Consider the following 14,812-nt stretch of genomic DNA (forward strand, 5'->3'; position numbering starts at 1 on the left):
GCGGGGTGCGTAGCCCCCCATCGCGAGCGACATCACTTCAGCAAGCATCCGGAACATTTCGGATCTCCTTTCACTCATCTGCCCTCGCTTTGCCTTGACCGGCGCGCCAAAGCGAGTCAGGAATTTTTCGTGATCTGACAGTTGAGCTAACATATGAGTGAAATCGACTGGAAACGTATGCCGCCGCTGACGGCCCTGCGCGCCTTTGCCGCAACGGCGCGGGCGGGCGGATTCAGTGCCGCGGCGCGTTTACTGAACGTTACCCATGCTGCCATAGCGCAGCAGGTTCGAGCGTTGGAAGGAGAGCTTGGTGTGCCGCTCGTGTGGCGCGACGGCAAGCATTTGCACCTGACGCCCGAGGGCGAGAGCTTCGCGCAGGCGCTGGGCGAAGGCTTTGCCACGATCCAGGCCGCGGCCGAGGCTCTGCGCACCCACGGGGCGGAAAAGCCGCTTGCCGTCACCGTGCCGCCGGCCTTTGCGTCGGAATGGCTGATGCCGCGGCTGGCGCGGTTCTGGAAAAAGCACCCCGATATTGCGCTGTCGCTGCTGCCTGATCCGCGGCTGGTGGAATTGCGCGAGGTGGGGGCAAATCTCGGCATCCGCTTTGGGGTTGGCAAATGGCGCGGTGTCGTGTCCGAGTTTCTCACCGCCGCGCCGCAGATCGTGGTGGCGGCGCCCGAATTGCTGGGCGGGCGGACAAAACTCTCGCTGCGGGAAATGTCAGTTTTGCCCTGGATCCGCGAGGGCGACTGGCCGGAACAGATGCAACTTCTCGAAAGTATCGGGCTTATTCCCGCGGCGCTGAAATTCGTTGATTTTCCGAACGAGGAACTGGCGCTTGCCGCGGCCCGCGAGGGCATCGGCCTGCATCTGGAAACAGAGGCGCTGATCGTGGAAGACCTGAAACTCGGCTGGCTGGTGAAAATTCACGAATTGGCCGAGGAAAGCCTGGGCTATTATATCGTGCGACCGCCGGGTCCGATAAACCCGACGGCCCGCATATTCATCGACTGGCTGAAAGCCGAAGCCTGAAGCTCAGATCATCAGGTCTTCGAGCGTCTTGCCGGAAGCGAGCGCCATCTCCACCCATTTGGGCTTGCGGCCACGCCCCGTCCAGGTGTCCGCCGCATTGTCCGGGTTGGCATATTTCGGCGCAACGGTCTTGCGCGGCTTCTTCTCGGTAAGCGCGGTCAGTTCGGCGAGCGAATACCCCATTTTTCGGGCGGTTTCCTCGATCTCGGCCAGCGCCTCTTTTTTCTTGCGCTCTTCGAACGTCACGATCGCACGCTCGACTTTCACGCGCAGGGCCTTGAGCTCGATCAGCGAAAGGTCATCAATATCCATTCAAGTCTCCATGAGGGGTTTGAATGGATATTGCTTATTATAACGGAATAATCAAGATGTCCTTGCGTCAGCCCCAAACTCAGCGCGGGCTGCGTTTGGCCAGAATGCGCTGCAACGTACGCCGGTGCATATTCAGCCGCCGCGCGGTTTCGGAAACGTTGCGGTCGCAAAGCTCGTAAACACGCTGGATATGCTCCCAGCGGACCCGGTCCGCGCTCATCGGGTTTTCCGGCGGTGGCGGCAGCATTTCGCCCTTGGCGAGAAGCGCATTCGAAATGTCATTCGCATCCGCCGGTTTCGACAGATAATCCGTGGCACCCATTTTCACCGCAGCGACCGCGGTGGCAATCGCCCCATAGCCGGTGAGCACGACGATCCGCGCTTCGGGACGGCGCTCGCGCAAGGCCTCGACCACTTCGAGCCCGTTGCCGTCCTCGAGCCGCAGGTCGATCACCGCATAGGCCGGTGCGCGGTTCTGCACGATCGCCTTGCCCGCGGCGACGGTCTCGGCGATCTCTGGCTGGAAGCCGCGTTTCTCCATCGCGCGGGCCAGGCGGGTCAGGAAAGCATTGTCGTCATCGACCAGGAGAAGCGTGCGATCGCTGCCCAGTTCGGTGAATTCTTCATCGGCCATTGTGTCTTCCTTCCACCCTTTGTTCACGTTTCTATGATGATCCGCGCCGCGGGTCAATTTGTCATACCGAAATGCGACTTATTTTGTGTTTGTTTTCAGCGCATCGATGAAACAGGCCACGCTCTCTGCCATGGCTTCGGGGGAAACGTCCCGATCATAGAAATCGAGATAGCCCCGCATCGGGTCCATCAGGTAGGTCTGGGTGGAATGGTCGATCAGAGTTTCCGGGTTGCCGGGCTCGGCGACGCGGTAATAGGCGCGATAGGTCCGCACCACCGCGTCAATCTGCGCCTCGCTGCCGGTCAGGCCGATCATCTTCGGGCTCATCAGATCAGTGAATTCCCGCAGGCTTTCGGGCGTGTCGCGCGCATGGTCGACCGAGATGAAGACCGGCGTCACGTCATAGCCGCGGCTGGTCAGCAGATCGGCCGCAGCGGCATTGCGGGTGGAATCGATCGGACAGACATCGGGGCACCAAGTATAGCCGAAATAGACAAGGCTCGGGCCCGTGATCACGTCTTTTTCCGTCACCGTGGCGCCGGTTTCCGAGATCAGCGTGAAGGGACCGCCGATCTTGGCAGCCCCCGCGCGCGCGCCGATGCGGCACTGGGCCAGCGGATCTTCGACGCCGGTGCGGGTCGTGAGATACCAGCTTGCGCCGAGCAAAGCCAGCAGGGCCAGCACGCCGCCAACTGCGGCGGTCTTTGCAGAAACGGACATCGCTTCTCCTTTTCGTGCAACCATTGATTGCCCAGCCCATCGGGAATATCAAGGGCATGGGGATTTCGGGGAACGAGGATTACTGCATGGCCGATCTGTTGCGGGCGCCCGAACGGGTGGAACTCGATCTTTCGGCAACGCAGGCGCATCAGGAATGGGTGCGGGTGCGCACCCTGATCCTGTTGCGCTGGGCGGCGATCGCGGGGCAGATCGCGGCGCTCGCCGTCGCCGATCTCTATTTTCAGATCGCGCTCAATCTGCCGCTCTGCTTTGTCACCGTGGGGGCGGCGGTCGTTGCCAATATTGCCGCGATCAATCTTTATCCGGAATCACGCCGCCTCTCGCAGGCGGAAGTGACGACGACGCTGCTGTTCGACACCGCCCAGCTCGCGCTTCTGCTCACGCTGACGGGCGGGCTCAACAACCCGTTCGCGCTTCTCATTCTGGTGCCGGTGACGATCGCTGCCACCGCGCTCAAGCTGCGACCGACGCTGCTGCTCGGCGGCTCGACGATCTTCATGATCACCCTCGTCGCGCTGGTCGCCGAGCCGCTTGTCACCAAGGCCGGGGCGCATATCGACGTGCCGGCGGAGATCGAATTCGGCACCTGGGTGGCGATCGTGATCGGCGTGGTGTTTCTGGGCGCTTACGCACACCGGATCGCGCAGGAGATCCATTCGATGTCGGATGCGCTCTTTGCGACGCAGATGGCGCTGGCCCGCGAGCAGAAGCTGACCGATCTGGGCGGCGTGGTGGCTGCTGCCGCACATGAGCTCGGCACGCCGCTGGCCACGATCAAGCTTGTGTCGAGTGAGCTTGCCGACGAGCTTTCGGATGACCCGGAGCTTTACGACGACGCGGTGCTGATCCGAGATCAGGCCGACCGCTGCCGCGATATCCTGCGCTCGATGGGCCGCGCCGGGAAGGATGACGTGCATCTGCGGACGGCGCCGCTTCTGGCGGTGCTGCGCGAGGCGGCCGAACCGCATATGGAGCGCGGCAAGCATATCGTCTTCGACTGTCGGCCCGGCGAAGGGGGCTCGGAGCGGCAACCCACGATCTATCGCTACCCCGAACTTGTGCATGCCTTGCGCAACCTGATCCAGAACGCGGTGGATTTCGCCCAGACGACCGTCTGGGTCGATACGGAATGGACCGACCGCAGCATCATTGTGCGCGTTTGCGACGACGGGCGCGGCTATGCTCCCTCGGTGATCAACCGCATCGGCGATCCGTTCATCTCTTCGCGCAGCGGCGGCCGTTCCGAGCGGCCGGAATACGAAGGGATGGGGCTGGGCCTCTTCATCGCCAAGACGCTTCTGGAGCGCACCGGAGCGAAACTGCGATTCGCCAATGGTCGCGAGCCCTATCAGAAAAACGCACCGGTGCCGCGCCGCTCCGGGGCAGTTGTCGAATTGCGTTGGCATATCGGGCGCTTGCTTGCGCCCGAGACCGGTCCTTTGGGCAAGAACGTCCCAATAGAGAGCTGATGCTAGCCAAAAGGCGAGCCTGGCTATCCATGCTTAACGAGGCGTTAACCTTTATTCATCAATCATGACTGCGGGACAGGCAAAAGGGCTGCAGTCATGCAGATGGATGTGTTTCAGGCGATTGTCATCGCCATAACTTCGGTCGGCTCGGCGCTTCTGGCGTTGATGGCGATCACTTTCATGCTGGCGCGGCCGCGGGGCCCGGCGCGCACGCCGACGATCTATCCGGTGCTTGAGCCGACCGTGTTCCTGTTTGACGATCAGGATCTGGTCGATGCGACCGCGCCTGCGCGTACGTTGCTTGAGGCCGCGCCGATGGGGGTGAGCGACTGGGCGCGGTTATGTGCTTTCGTAGCGCCCCGGTTCGAAGGGTTCGCCGCTGCGATGGCGCAGCTTGCCGCGCAGAGCCGGATCGAGCTCTGCGCGCGTCCCGAGCCGGGACGGGTGCAGGGGCTTCGGCTTGTGGCCGAGGATGTGGACGGCCTCGCCCGGATCACGCTCATCGACCCCGACGCGGAGGGCAAGGGGCTTTTGGTCGACGGGCTCTCGCAGCGCGCGTTGGAAGACGAGCTCGAAGAGTTGCGCCAGACGCTCGATCGTGCCCCGGCACTGGTCTGGCGCGAGGATGAAACCGGTGTTCTGACCTGGGCCAATCGAGCCTATGTGCTGCGCGCCGATGTTTTTGCCGCGGGGGAGGATGCGCTTGTCTGGCCGCTGCCGAAGCTTTTCGACATCGAGCGCCCCGGTCGGGTAAGCGGGCCGCGCCGGCTCAGGCTCGAGGATAAGCTGACCGGCGAGATGAGCTGGTTCGACTGCCATTCCTATCCGCTCGAACGCGGCACGTTGCATTTTGCCCTGCCCGCCGATGCCGCGATGCGAGCCGAAAAGGCGCTGCGCGATTTCGTCCAGACCCTGAGCAAAACCTTTGCGGAGCTTCCGATCGGCCTTGCTGTCTTCGACCGACAACGCCAATTGCAGATCTTCAACCCGGCGCTGATCGACCTCACCCAGCTTGGCGCCGAGTTTCTCGCGCGCCGTCCGACGCTTTACGCCTTTCTCGACCGGCTGCGCGAGGCGCGGATGATGCCCGAGCCGAAGGATTACCGCTCCTGGCGGCTGAAAATGACCGAGCTCGAAGAGGCCGCCGCCGCGGGCTTTCATTCGGAAACCTGGATGCTGCCCTCGGGCCAGACCTATCGTGTCACCGGAAGGCCGCATCCCGATGGCGCCGTGGCCTTCCTGTTCGAGGATATTTCCACCGAGATCTCGCTCAGCCGGCAGTTCCGCGCCGAGCTTGAACAGGGGCAGGAAGTGCTCGACATGATGCGCGAGGCGGTGGCGGTGTTCCAACCGTCGGGCGAGATGACCGTTTCGAACGCGGGCTACGAGCGGCTCTGGGCCGTGGCCGCCTCGTCCTCTCTGAGCGGTCAGGGTCTTCAGGACGCGCTCCGGCACTGGCAGGCACAATGCGAGCCGAACGAGATCTGGGCGCGCGCGCGCGGCCTCTTTTCCCGCGAGGCGGCCGGGGGCGTGATCGAGGGCGAGGTGATGCGGCGTATCGACGGCGAAAAGATCGCCTGCCGCTTCATGCCGATGACGGGCGGGGCGATGCTGGCAAGTTTTGCGCCGCGCAACCCTGCCCTGCTCGCCCCCTGTCCGGCGGCGCGTGCCGCGGTAGAGCTCGCCGTGAACTGAGCGACAGAGGGGCTTGCCGGGGCGCGCCGGGCCGCTAGAGTGCGCCCATGGTCACGCCACCCGAAATCCGCACGCTTGCGCTTGCCGATGCCGATGCCACCGCCCGGCTCGGGCGCTGGTTTGCGGCGTGTCTCGGGCCGGGCGATGTGCTCCTCCTCGACGGTCCGATCGGCGCGGGCAAGACCCATTTTGCCCGGGCATTGATCCGTGCCCGGATCGGGGCGGCGGAAGATGTGCCCTCGCCCACCTTCACACTGGTGCAAAGCTATGGCGCCGATCCCGAGATCTGGCATGCCGATCTCTACCGTCTCTCCCATCCCGACGAGGCGATCGAACTTGGCCTTGAGGAGGCATTTGAGACCGCGATCTGCCTGATCGAATGGCCCGAGAGGCTGGGCGCCCTTGCCCCCGAAACGGCTCTGACCCTGCGTTTTTCACTGATCGAAGGCGGTGCCGCGCGCGCCGTTGCGCTTTGCGGTGACACCGCCTGGGCCTTGCGTCTGGCCGCGCTGGAGCGCGTCTAGATGGCGGAAATCACGGCGTTCCTCGCACGTCACGGCTGGGGTACGGCAGAGCGTCGGCCGCTCGCGGGGGATGCCTCGGCGCGCCGTTATGAGCGGATCCGGCACGGCGGGCAGAGCGCAGTACTGATGATCGCCCCGCCCGGCGCGGAATTCGCGCGATTTCTGAGCGTCGATGCCTGGCTTCTTGCGCAGGGCTTTTCCGCGCCGCAGATCCTTGCCGCTGCGCCCGAGACCGGATTGATGCTGCTTGAGGATTTTGGCGATGCGGTGCTCGCCCGGCTCCTGACGCTTCAACCGGAAAACCAACCCGCCTTTTATGCCGCAATCACCGATTTCCTGATCGCGCTCCATGCCTGCCCGGTGCCCGATTTCCTCGCGCCGCTCGACGGCCCGGCGCTGGCCGAGCTGGTTGGCCTTGTGCCGGCCTGGTATCCGCTGGCAGACTTGGCCGCGGGAGCCGAGCTCGTGCCGCTCATCGCGTCACTTTGGGCTGAAACAGAGCCTTTTGCACCGGTCATGTGCCTGCGCGATTTCCACGCCGAGAATGTGATCTGGCTGCCCGGCCGCGCCGGCTCCGCCCGCCTCGGTCTTCTCGATTTTCAGGATGCCGTCGTCGCGGCTCCGGCCTATGACCTCGTTTCGGCGTTGCAGGATGCCCGGCGCGATGTCCCCGCTGCGATCGAGGCGCGCGAGCGGGCGCGCTACGTCGCGCTGCGGGGATTTGATCCGGTGCAGTTCGAGGCGAGCTATGCGCTTCTTGGCGCCCAGCGCGCGCTGCGGATTCTTGCCATTTTTGCGCGGCTCTGCCTTGCGGGGGGCAAGCCGCAGTATCTCGCGCTGATCCCGCGCGTCTGGGGGTATCTGCGCCGCAATCTTGGGGCGCCCGGGCTCGCGCCGCTGCGCCGCGTGGTCGACGCCGCGCTTTTGCCGCCCACCCCCGATCTGCTGGCAAGGATGGAACGCGAATGCGGCCAACACCTGATGCGCTGATGCTTTTTGCCGCCGGGCGCGGCACGCGGATGGGGGCGCTGACGCAAACCCGGCCGAAGCCTTTGATCGAGGTTGCCGGGCGGCCCCTGATCGCATCTGCGCTTGATCTCGTGCGGGATGCCGGGCTGGGCAAGGCCGTCGCCAATGTCCATTATTTCAGCGATCAGCTGCGCGCTTATCTTGCGGGCAGCGAGGTCGAGATCTCCGACGAAAGCGATCTGTTGCTCGAAACCGGTGGCGGCCTGCGCAAGGCATTACCACTGCTGGGGCCGGGGCCGGTTTTCACGCTCAACACCGATGCTGTCTGGACCGGGCCGAATGTGCTTTCGACTCTGCGCGAGGCATGGGACGGAGAACGGATGCGCGCGCTGCTTGCGCTCGTGCCGCGGTCCGCAGCCACCGGGCACACCGGAGCAGGTGACTTCGACCTCGACCCCGATGGCCGGATCCGGCGCGGCACGACCTATGTTTATACCGGGGCGCAAATCCTCGATCCGGCCGGAATAGAGACGGTTTCCGAGCCCGTCTTTTCCCTCAACCTGATCTGGACCCGAGCAATTGCCGAGGGTCGTGCCTATGGCGTGGTGCATCGGGGGGGCTGGTGCGATGTCGGCCGACCGGATTGCATTCCTCTTGCCGAGGAGATGCTTGGCCATGGCGCCTGAGCCGAAGGTCTTCGCTTTGCCACCCGGTGTGGATTTCGCCCGCGCGCTGGTGTGTGGCCTTGTGGCGCGCCTTGGCGACGCTCCGCCCGAGGAGATGGCGCAGACCCGTCTCTACCTCAACTCCGGCCGCATGCAACGCCGTGTGCGCGAGGAATTCGACCGCCTCGGCACCCGGTTTTTGCCGCGGCTCGCTCTCGTGAGCGATCTGGCGCGGGCCCCCGTGCCGGGGCTCGCACCCGCGATGCCGCCGCTTGGTCGCAAGCTCGAACTTGCCCGCCTCGTCGACCGGCTCGCGCGCGGCCTGCCCGCCTTCGAGACCGGGGCGGGGCTTTTCAGCCTCACCGACAGCCTCGCCGGTCTGATGGCGGAAATGCAGGGGGAGGGGGTAACCCCCGAGGTTTTCGAGCGCCTCGACATCCGCGACAGCCATGCCGAGCACTGGCGCCAGAGTCTGCGCTTCATCCAGATTGTCGCGCGCTATTTTACAGCCGAGAACGCATCTGACCCGGAGCGGCGTCAGCGCCTCGTGGTCGAGAGCCTCGCGCGGAGCTGGGCCGAGGCGCCCTCGGACGAACGCATCGTGATCGCCGGGTCCACCGGCTCGCGCGGGGCGACGCGTCTCTTCATGCAGGCGGTGGCCGCACTGCCCAGAGGCGCGCTTGTGCTGCCCGGCTTCGATTTCGACATGCCTGAACCGGCATGGAAAGCGCTCTGTTCCGACGCATTTCCGATCGAGGATCATCCGCAATACCGCTTCCTCGCGTTGCTCGGGGCGCTGGGCATGACGCCTGCGCAGGTCGCACGTTGGAGCACGGCGGCACCGCCCGCGCCAGCGCGCAACGCGCTGGTTTCGCTCGCACTGCGCCCCTCACCCGTCACCGATCAGTGGATGACGGAGGGGCAGGCACTGGAAAACCTGCCCGCCGCCTGCGCGGGCCTGACGCTGATCGAGGCGGCCGACCCGCGGCAGGAGGCGCTGGCGCTTGCCCTCGTGTTGCGCGAGGCGGTCGAACGCGGCGAGAAAGCGGCGCTGATCACCCCCGACCGGATGCTGACCCGGCGCATCGCTGCAGCGCTGGACCGTTGGGGCATCGTTCCCGATGATTCCGCGGGCCTGCCGCTGAGCCAGTCGCCGCCGGGGCGGCTGATCCGCCATCTGGCGCGGATGCTCGGACGTCCGCTCACGCTGGAGGGTCTGCTCGTGATCCTCAAGCACCCGCTAACCGCCACCGGCGCGGCCGCGCGCGGCACTCATTTGCGGTTCACCCGTGAACTGGAGCTGAAGCTGCGCCGGGATGGCCCCGCCTTTCCCGATCCCGAGACGATCCGCGCCTGGGGGTCGGCCAATTCACCTGAAGGCGCTGTCTGGGGAGATTGGCTCGCGGGGGTGATGACGAGGCTTCCGGCGCCCCCGGCGCAACCGGTTGCAGCCTGGCTTGCGCAACATCTCAAAGTGCTCGAAGTCCTCGCCAATGGCCCGGACGGCACAGCGGCGGCGAGCGAGCTCTGGCTTGGTGCGGCGGGCGATATGTGCCGGCGGCTTCTCGCAGAGCTTGGCGCCGAAGCGGAGGAGGCGCTGAGCCTGACCGCTGCCAATTACGCCGACCTGATCGACTCGCTTATGGCGGGCGCGCAAACCCGCAACCCGCGCGCGGCGCATCCGCTGGTGAGCTTTCTGGGCACGCTTGAAGCGCGCGCCCATGGCGCTGATCTGGTGCTTCTGGCGGGTTTGAACGAGAAGAGCTGGCCCGAGGCGCCCGCCCCGGACCCATGGCTCAGCCGCAAGATGCGGCTCGACTCCGGCCTTTTGCTGCCAGAGCGGCAGATCGGACTTGCCGCGCATGACTTTCAGCAGGCGATTGCCGGGCCGCGCGTGGTGCTTTCGCGCGCGCGGCGGGATGCCGAAGCGGAAACCGTCCCGGCACGCTGGCTGAACCGGCTCGTGAACCTTCTGGGCGGACTCAAGGACGCCGGCGGCCCGGATGCGCTGGCGCAGATGCAGGCGCGCGGTGCGCATTGGCGAGCGTTAGCGGGTGCGCTCGAGCGGCCGGATGCGCCGGTGCCCCCCGTGCCCCGCCCCGCCCCGCGCCCGCCGGTTGAGGCCCGGCCACGCCAGCTTTCCGTCACCGCGATCAAGACGCTGATCCGGGACCCCTATGCGATCTATGCCCGCCATGTGCTGCGTCTTGTGCCGCTTGAGGCCCTTACTCCCGAGCCCGATCCGCGGCTGCGCGGCGAGGCGCTGCATCAGATGGTTGAGCGGTTCGTGGCGCGCTTCGACCCGGAGCAGGCGCCGGATGCAGCGATCGCGGATCTGCTTATTCTGGCGGAACAGAGCCTGAAAGCCAGCGTTCCCTGGCCCTCGGCGCAACGGCTCTGGCTGGCGCGGATTGCCCGGATTGCGCCCGAGCTCGTGGCGCAGGAACGCGCGCGCCGGGCCGAAGGCGCCCCCGCGCTGGTAGAGGAAAAGGGAAAGATCACGCTCAAGGCGCCTGCCTTCACGCTGACTGCGCGGCCCGACCGGATCGACCTGCTGCGGGATGGCTCCGCGGTGGTCTATGATTACAAATCCGGTGCCCCGCCGAGCGATGCCGAGGTGAGGCATTTCGACAAGCAGCTTCCGCTTGAGGCTGCGATGATCACGCGCGGAGCTTTTGCCGCGCTTGGTCCGCGCGAGGTTTCGGCGATGCGTTATATCCAGCTGGGAGGCAGCGGGGCTTGCCGGGAGATCGCCCTTGGCCGCGAAGATGTGGCGCAGAGCTGGGAGGGGCTGCATCGGCTGCTTGCGCGTTACCTCTCGCCCGAGCAGGGGTTCGCGGCCCGACGCGCGCTGCAAAAGGCGCGCGGGCCGAGCGACTATGATCACCTCTCGCGCTTCGGGGAATGGGATATGATCGATCTCTCGTGCCCGGAGGATGTGGGATGAACCGCCGCGACGCCGCCACCGAACGTCAGGTTCAGGCTGCCGATCCGGCGGGTTCGACCTGGCTTTCTGCCAATGCCGGATCGGGCAAGACGAAAGTGTTGACCGATCGGGTTGCACGCCTTCTTTTTGCCGGAACAGAGCCGCAGAAAGTGCTCTGCCTGACCTATACCAAGGCCGCCGCCGCCGAGATGCAGAACCGGCTTTTGAAACGGCTGGGCGGTTGGGCGATGCTCGGCGATGCCGCGTTGACCGCCGAGCTGGAGGCGCTCGGCGTCGAGGGGCGGCTTGACGCCGGAGCGCTGGCCCGCGCGCGTCGGCTCTTTGCGCAGGCGATCGAGACCCCGGGCGGCTTGAAGATCCAGACGATCCACGCCTTTTGCGGGGCGCTGCTGCGCCGCTTCCCGCTCGAGGCCGGGGTGACGCATGGATTTTCGGAACTGGATGAGCGCTCGGCACAGCGGCTGCGCGAGGAAGTGCTCGAAGAGATTGCCTCCGGCCCCGACCGACCGGTGTTCGACCGCTTTCTCACCCATTTCTCCGGCGCAAGCCTGCCTGAGATCCTCGCGGAAATCAGCCAGAACAGAGACGCTTTCGAGAAGGCGTCCGACGAGGCCGGGCTGCGTGTTCTGCTCGATCTGCCGCAGGATCTGACGCAGCAGGATCTGCCGGATCGCGTCTTCGCCACGGCGGGTAGAGCATTGATCGCCGATGTAATCGCGGCGGCAAAGCGCGACCCGGGCGTGAAGATGCAGAAACTGGCCGCCGGGCTTGCCGCGCTCGATCTGATCGCCCCGGGGCCTGCGGATCTCGCCGCGCTGGGTGCGCTTCTCATCGTTAAGGAAGGCACGCATGTCCAGAAGAAGCTCCTGGGCAAAGCTGTGGAAGAGGCGCTCGGCCCGGCCGCGACGGAAGCGTTCCAAGATCTCGCAGAACAGGTCTTTGCAGCAAAACGGCATGAACAGGCTCTTCTCACGCTGGAGCGAACGCGGACGCTTCGGGCATTTGCGCGCGTCTTCCTGCCCCGGCTCGCCCGCAAAAAAGCGCAGGGCGGCTGGCTCGATTTTGACGATCTGATCGAGCGGGCGGGGGCGCTGCTCTCGGATCCGGCCACCGCGCAATGGGTTCTGTTCCGGCTTGATGGCGGCATCGACCATATTCTTGTCGACGAGGCGCAGGATACCTCGCCCGGCCAATGGCGCGTGATCGAGCGGCTCGCCGATGAATTCACCGCCGGGGAAGGGGCGCGGCCCGATGCCCGGACAATCTTCGTGGTGGGGGATCGCAAGCAATCGATCTATTCCTTCCAGGGCGCCGATCTGAGCCATTTCGAAGCGGTGAAGAGCCGTTTTGCCGAACGGTTCGCCGCGATTGCCAGACCATTGCAGGACGCTGCGCTGTTGCATTCCTTCCGGTCTTCGCTGGCGATCCTGCGGCTCGTCGATCTGACCTTTCAGGGGGCTGCCGCGGCGGGGCTGGGCGGCGCGCCCGAGCATCTGGCCTTTCATGCCGATCTGCCGGGGCGGGTGGATCTTTGGCCCGCGGTGCCGCCGCCCGAGGCGCCGGCGGATGACGACTGGGAAAACCCCGTCGATCTGCCCGGCGCCGATACAGCGCCGGTGGTGCTGGCCCGCGCCATCGCCGCCGAGATTGCCGCGATGATTTCCGCGGGAGTGCGTATCCCCGAACGCGATGGTGTCCGGCCGGTTCATGCGGGGGATTTTCTGGTGCTGGTGCAGCGCCGCTCCGATCTTTTTCTCGAGATCATCCGCGCCTGCAAGGCACAGGGGCTCGATGTGGCGGGGGCAGACCGGCTGCGCCTTGGGGGCGAGCTTGCGGTGCGGGATATTGTCTCCGTTCTGGCCTTTCTGGCCACGCCGGAAGATGATCTGGCGCTGGCCGAAGCGCTCCGTTCGCCGTTGTTTGGGCTTTCAGAGGACGCGCTGTTCCGGCTCGCGCATGGCCGGCCCGGATTCCTGTGGCAGGCCCTGCGCGAGAGCGATCACGAGGCGGTGCTCGAGGTGCTTGGCGACTTGCGCGACCATGCCGATTTTCTGCGTCCGCATGATGTGATCGAGCGGTTGCTGATCCGCCATGACGGACGACGGCGACTGGTGGCACGGCTCGGACCCGAGGCGGAGGAGGGGATCGATGCGCTGATCGCCCAGGCGCTCGCCTATGAACAAAAGGAAGTGCCGAGCCTCACCGGGTTTCTCGCCTGGCTCGGCGCTGACGAGATCGAGATCAAGCGCCAGCAGGAGGGGGCGGGGCGGGCGCTTCGGGTGATGACGGTGCATGGCTCGAAAGGGCTTGAGGCGCCGATCGTGGTCCTGCCCGACACCGGCCCGCGCCGGAGCTCTCAACGCGGCGAGATCCTGACCGCGGCAGGGGGCGTTGCGCTCTGGAAAGCGCCGGGAAAGTTGCAGCCCGAAGTGATTGCGGAAACGCTGGCGGAACGGGGGGGGCGCGAGGAAGCCGAGCGGCTTCGGCTGCTTTATGTGGCCATGACCCGGGCTGAAAAATGGCTGATCGTGGCGCAGGCGGGGGCCCACGAAAAGGCGCTCGGGAGTTGGTATGCGCTGATTGAGGCCGGTATGACTATGGCTGGAACAGAGACTGTTTCAGCGCTTTCCGATGAGGTGCGCGCATTCGGAGCGATCCGCCGGTTCGCGCATGGCGTTTGGCCCGCGCCCGCCGGTGCGCCAGACGCCGCCGCGTCCCCTCCGCCGCAGCTGCTCCCCGACTGGGCGCAAGCCCGGCCTGCGCCCCGCCCCGCCTCTGTCCCCGCGCTGTCGGCTTCCGACCTTGGCGGTGCAAAGGTCGTTGCGGGCGAGAGGGCGCTGCCCGGGGCCGACGACGGGTTGCGCCATGGTCGGCAATTGCACCTTTTGCTCGAACATCTTCCGCAATGGCCGGAGGAGCGCTGGCCAGAGATCGCCGCGGATCTGCTCGCCTTCGGCGAAGATCGCGCCGATCTGGCTGAAACAGAGACTGTTTTATTCCAGGCGCGCCGGGTCTTGCTCGCCGTCCAGCGAGCGGGATTGCGCGAGGGTCTGGCCTTGGCCGAAGTCGAGCTTGTCGCCGATCTGCCCGAGTTTCCAGGCCGCAAGCTGCATGGGGTGATTGACCTGATGCAGGTGTTGCCGGACCGGATCCGCATTCTCGATTACAAGTCGAATGCCGTGGTGCCCGCAACCGCCGCCGAAGTGCCGCTCGGTCTGGTACGCCAGCTCGCGGCCTATCGCGGGGCAGTACGCCAGCTTTACCCGGGGCGGCAGGTCGACTGTCTGCTTCTGTGGACGGCGACGGGCACCATCATGGCGCTTGACCCCGCACAGATGGATGCCGCGCTGGCTCCCGCCGCTAGTTCTTGACGATGGCAGGAGCGCGCCCTACCTTCCGGCCAACCCACTTGCAGGAGATGCCCATGGCCACCGTCGCCGTTACCGATGCCACTTTCGATGCCGAAGTGCGCCAGTCCGATATTCCGGTCGTCGTCGATTTCTGGGCCGAATGGTGCGGCCCCTGCCGGATGATCGGCCCCGCGCTCGAAGAGATCGCCGCGGAAATGGCGGGCAAGATCAAGATCGTGAAAGTGAACGTCGACGAGAACCCGGACAGCCCGGCGGTTCTGGGCGTGCGCGGCATCCCGGCGCTGTTCCTGTTCAAGGATGGTCAGGTCGTGTCGAACAAGGTTGGCGCCGCGCCGAAAGCGGCGCTGCAATCCTGGATCGAATCGGCGATCTGAGTCTTTGAAAACCGCTCAAAAGGGCGCCTTCGGGCGCCCTTTTGCATGCGCGACGCCAGCCGATGCGACCGCGCCGGGC

At 65.7% G+C, this 14,812-nt stretch carries 12 protein-coding genes; 9 read left to right on the top strand and 3 right to left on the bottom strand.

Annotation, left to right across the window (positions count from 1 at the left end):
* The first annotated feature begins 153 nt into the window (after positions 1-153).
* Positions 154-1,032 (top strand): LysR family transcriptional regulator, encoded by an 879-nt coding sequence (locus tag CRO22_RS09095; RefSeq protein WP_097069833.1) that lies wholly within the window; start codon positions 154-156, stop codon positions 1,030-1,032.
* Positions 1,033-1,035: 3 nt separating this feature from the next.
* Here CRO22_RS09095 and hvrA read toward each other — a convergent pair whose 3' ends face one another.
* The 3 genes from hvrA to CRO22_RS09110 all read right to left on the bottom strand — a co-directional run bounded on the left by hvrA (position 1,036) and on the right by CRO22_RS09110 (position 2,698).
* Complete coding sequence (gene hvrA / locus CRO22_RS09100; RefSeq protein ID WP_097069834.1) at positions 1,036-1,344, bottom strand: trans-acting regulatory protein HvrA; 309 nt, start codon at positions 1,342-1,344, stop codon at positions 1,036-1,038.
* A 79-nt stretch (positions 1,345-1,423) separates the two neighbouring features.
* Positions 1,424-1,978, bottom strand: coding sequence for an ActR/PrrA/RegA family redox response regulator transcription factor (locus tag CRO22_RS09105; RefSeq protein WP_097069835.1), 555 nt, complete (start codon positions 1,976-1,978; stop codon positions 1,424-1,426).
* A 78-nt stretch (positions 1,979-2,056) separates the two neighbouring features.
* A complete protein-coding gene (locus CRO22_RS09110; protein WP_097069836.1) occupies positions 2,057-2,698 on the bottom strand; it encodes an SCO family protein in 642 nt (213 codons plus the stop codon).
* 86 nt (positions 2,699-2,784) lie between these two features.
* On the opposite strand from CRO22_RS09110, the gene regB reads away from it, so the two are divergent.
* The 8 genes from regB (at position 2,785) to trxA (ending at position 14,733) form a co-directional block, all read left to right on the top strand.
* Positions 2,785-4,188, top strand: a complete 1,404-nt coding sequence (gene regB / locus CRO22_RS09115; RefSeq protein ID WP_097069962.1) for a sensor histidine kinase RegB — start codon at positions 2,785-2,787, stop codon at positions 4,186-4,188.
* Positions 4,189-4,284: 96 nt separating this feature from the next.
* A complete protein-coding gene (locus CRO22_RS09120) occupies positions 4,285-5,883 on the top strand; it encodes a PAS-domain containing protein (protein ID WP_097069837.1) in 1,599 nt (532 codons plus the stop codon).
* 47 nt (positions 5,884-5,930) lie between these two features.
* Positions 5,931-6,407, top strand: coding sequence for a tRNA (adenosine(37)-N6)-threonylcarbamoyltransferase complex ATPase subunit type 1 TsaE (tsaE, locus tag CRO22_RS09125; RefSeq protein WP_097069838.1), 477 nt, complete (start codon positions 5,931-5,933; stop codon positions 6,405-6,407).
* Positions 6,408-7,397, top strand: a complete 990-nt coding sequence (locus CRO22_RS09130; RefSeq protein WP_097069839.1) for an aminoglycoside phosphotransferase family protein — start codon at positions 6,408-6,410, stop codon at positions 7,395-7,397.
* A complete protein-coding gene (locus tag CRO22_RS09135; protein ID WP_097069963.1) occupies positions 7,373-8,062 on the top strand; it encodes a nucleotidyltransferase family protein in 690 nt (229 codons plus the stop codon). Before CRO22_RS09130 ends, CRO22_RS09135 begins: the two co-directional genes overlap by 25 nt.
* The gene (addB, locus tag CRO22_RS09140; RefSeq protein WP_097069840.1) at positions 8,052-10,988 is read left to right on the top strand and encodes a double-strand break repair protein AddB; all 2,937 of its coding nucleotides are present in this window, start codon (positions 8,052-8,054) and stop codon (positions 10,986-10,988) included. Before CRO22_RS09135 ends, addB begins: the two co-directional genes overlap by 11 nt.
* Positions 10,985-14,359, top strand: coding sequence for a double-strand break repair helicase AddA (addA, locus tag CRO22_RS09145; protein WP_097069841.1), 3,375 nt, complete (start codon positions 10,985-10,987; stop codon positions 14,357-14,359). The genes addB and addA overlap by 4 nt, the downstream gene beginning before the upstream one ends.
* A gap of 53 nt (positions 14,360-14,412) precedes the next feature.
* Complete coding sequence (trxA, locus tag CRO22_RS09150; RefSeq protein ID WP_097069842.1) at positions 14,413-14,733, top strand: thioredoxin; 321 nt, start codon at positions 14,413-14,415, stop codon at positions 14,731-14,733.
* Positions 14,734-14,812: the final 79 nt, after the last annotated feature.

This window comes from Rhodobacter maris (assembly GCF_900217815.1).
Classification (GTDB): domain Bacteria; phylum Pseudomonadota; class Alphaproteobacteria; order Rhodobacterales; family Rhodobacteraceae; genus Rhodobacter; species Rhodobacter maris.

Coding starts and splice junctions, on each gene's coding strand:
- trxA (WP_097069842.1), top strand. CDS start 14,413: ATGGCCACCGTCGCCGTTACCGATGCCACTTTCGATGCCGAAGTGCGC.
- CRO22_RS09110 (WP_097069836.1), bottom strand. CDS start 2,698: ATGTCCGTTTCTGCAAAGACCGCCGCAGTTGGCGGCGTGCTGGCCCTG.
- addB (WP_097069840.1), top strand. CDS start 8,052: ATGGCGCCTGAGCCGAAGGTCTTCGCTTTGCCACCCGGTGTGGATTTC.
- regB (WP_097069962.1), top strand. CDS start 2,785: ATGGCCGATCTGTTGCGGGCGCCCGAACGGGTGGAACTCGATCTTTCG.
- CRO22_RS09130 (WP_097069839.1), top strand. CDS start 6,408: ATGGCGGAAATCACGGCGTTCCTCGCACGTCACGGCTGGGGTACGGCA.
- CRO22_RS09135 (WP_097069963.1), top strand. CDS start 7,373: ATGCGGCCAACACCTGATGCGCTGATGCTTTTTGCCGCCGGGCGCGGC.
- hvrA (WP_097069834.1), bottom strand. CDS start 1,344: ATGGATATTGATGACCTTTCGCTGATCGAGCTCAAGGCCCTGCGCGTG.
- addA (WP_097069841.1), top strand. CDS start 10,985: ATGAACCGCCGCGACGCCGCCACCGAACGTCAGGTTCAGGCTGCCGAT.
- CRO22_RS09105 (WP_097069835.1), bottom strand. CDS start 1,978: ATGGCCGATGAAGAATTCACCGAACTGGGCAGCGATCGCACGCTTCTC.
- CRO22_RS09095 (WP_097069833.1), top strand. CDS start 154: ATGAGTGAAATCGACTGGAAACGTATGCCGCCGCTGACGGCCCTGCGC.
- tsaE (WP_097069838.1), top strand. CDS start 5,931: ATGGTCACGCCACCCGAAATCCGCACGCTTGCGCTTGCCGATGCCGAT.
- CRO22_RS09120 (WP_097069837.1), top strand. CDS start 4,285: ATGCAGATGGATGTGTTTCAGGCGATTGTCATCGCCATAACTTCGGTC.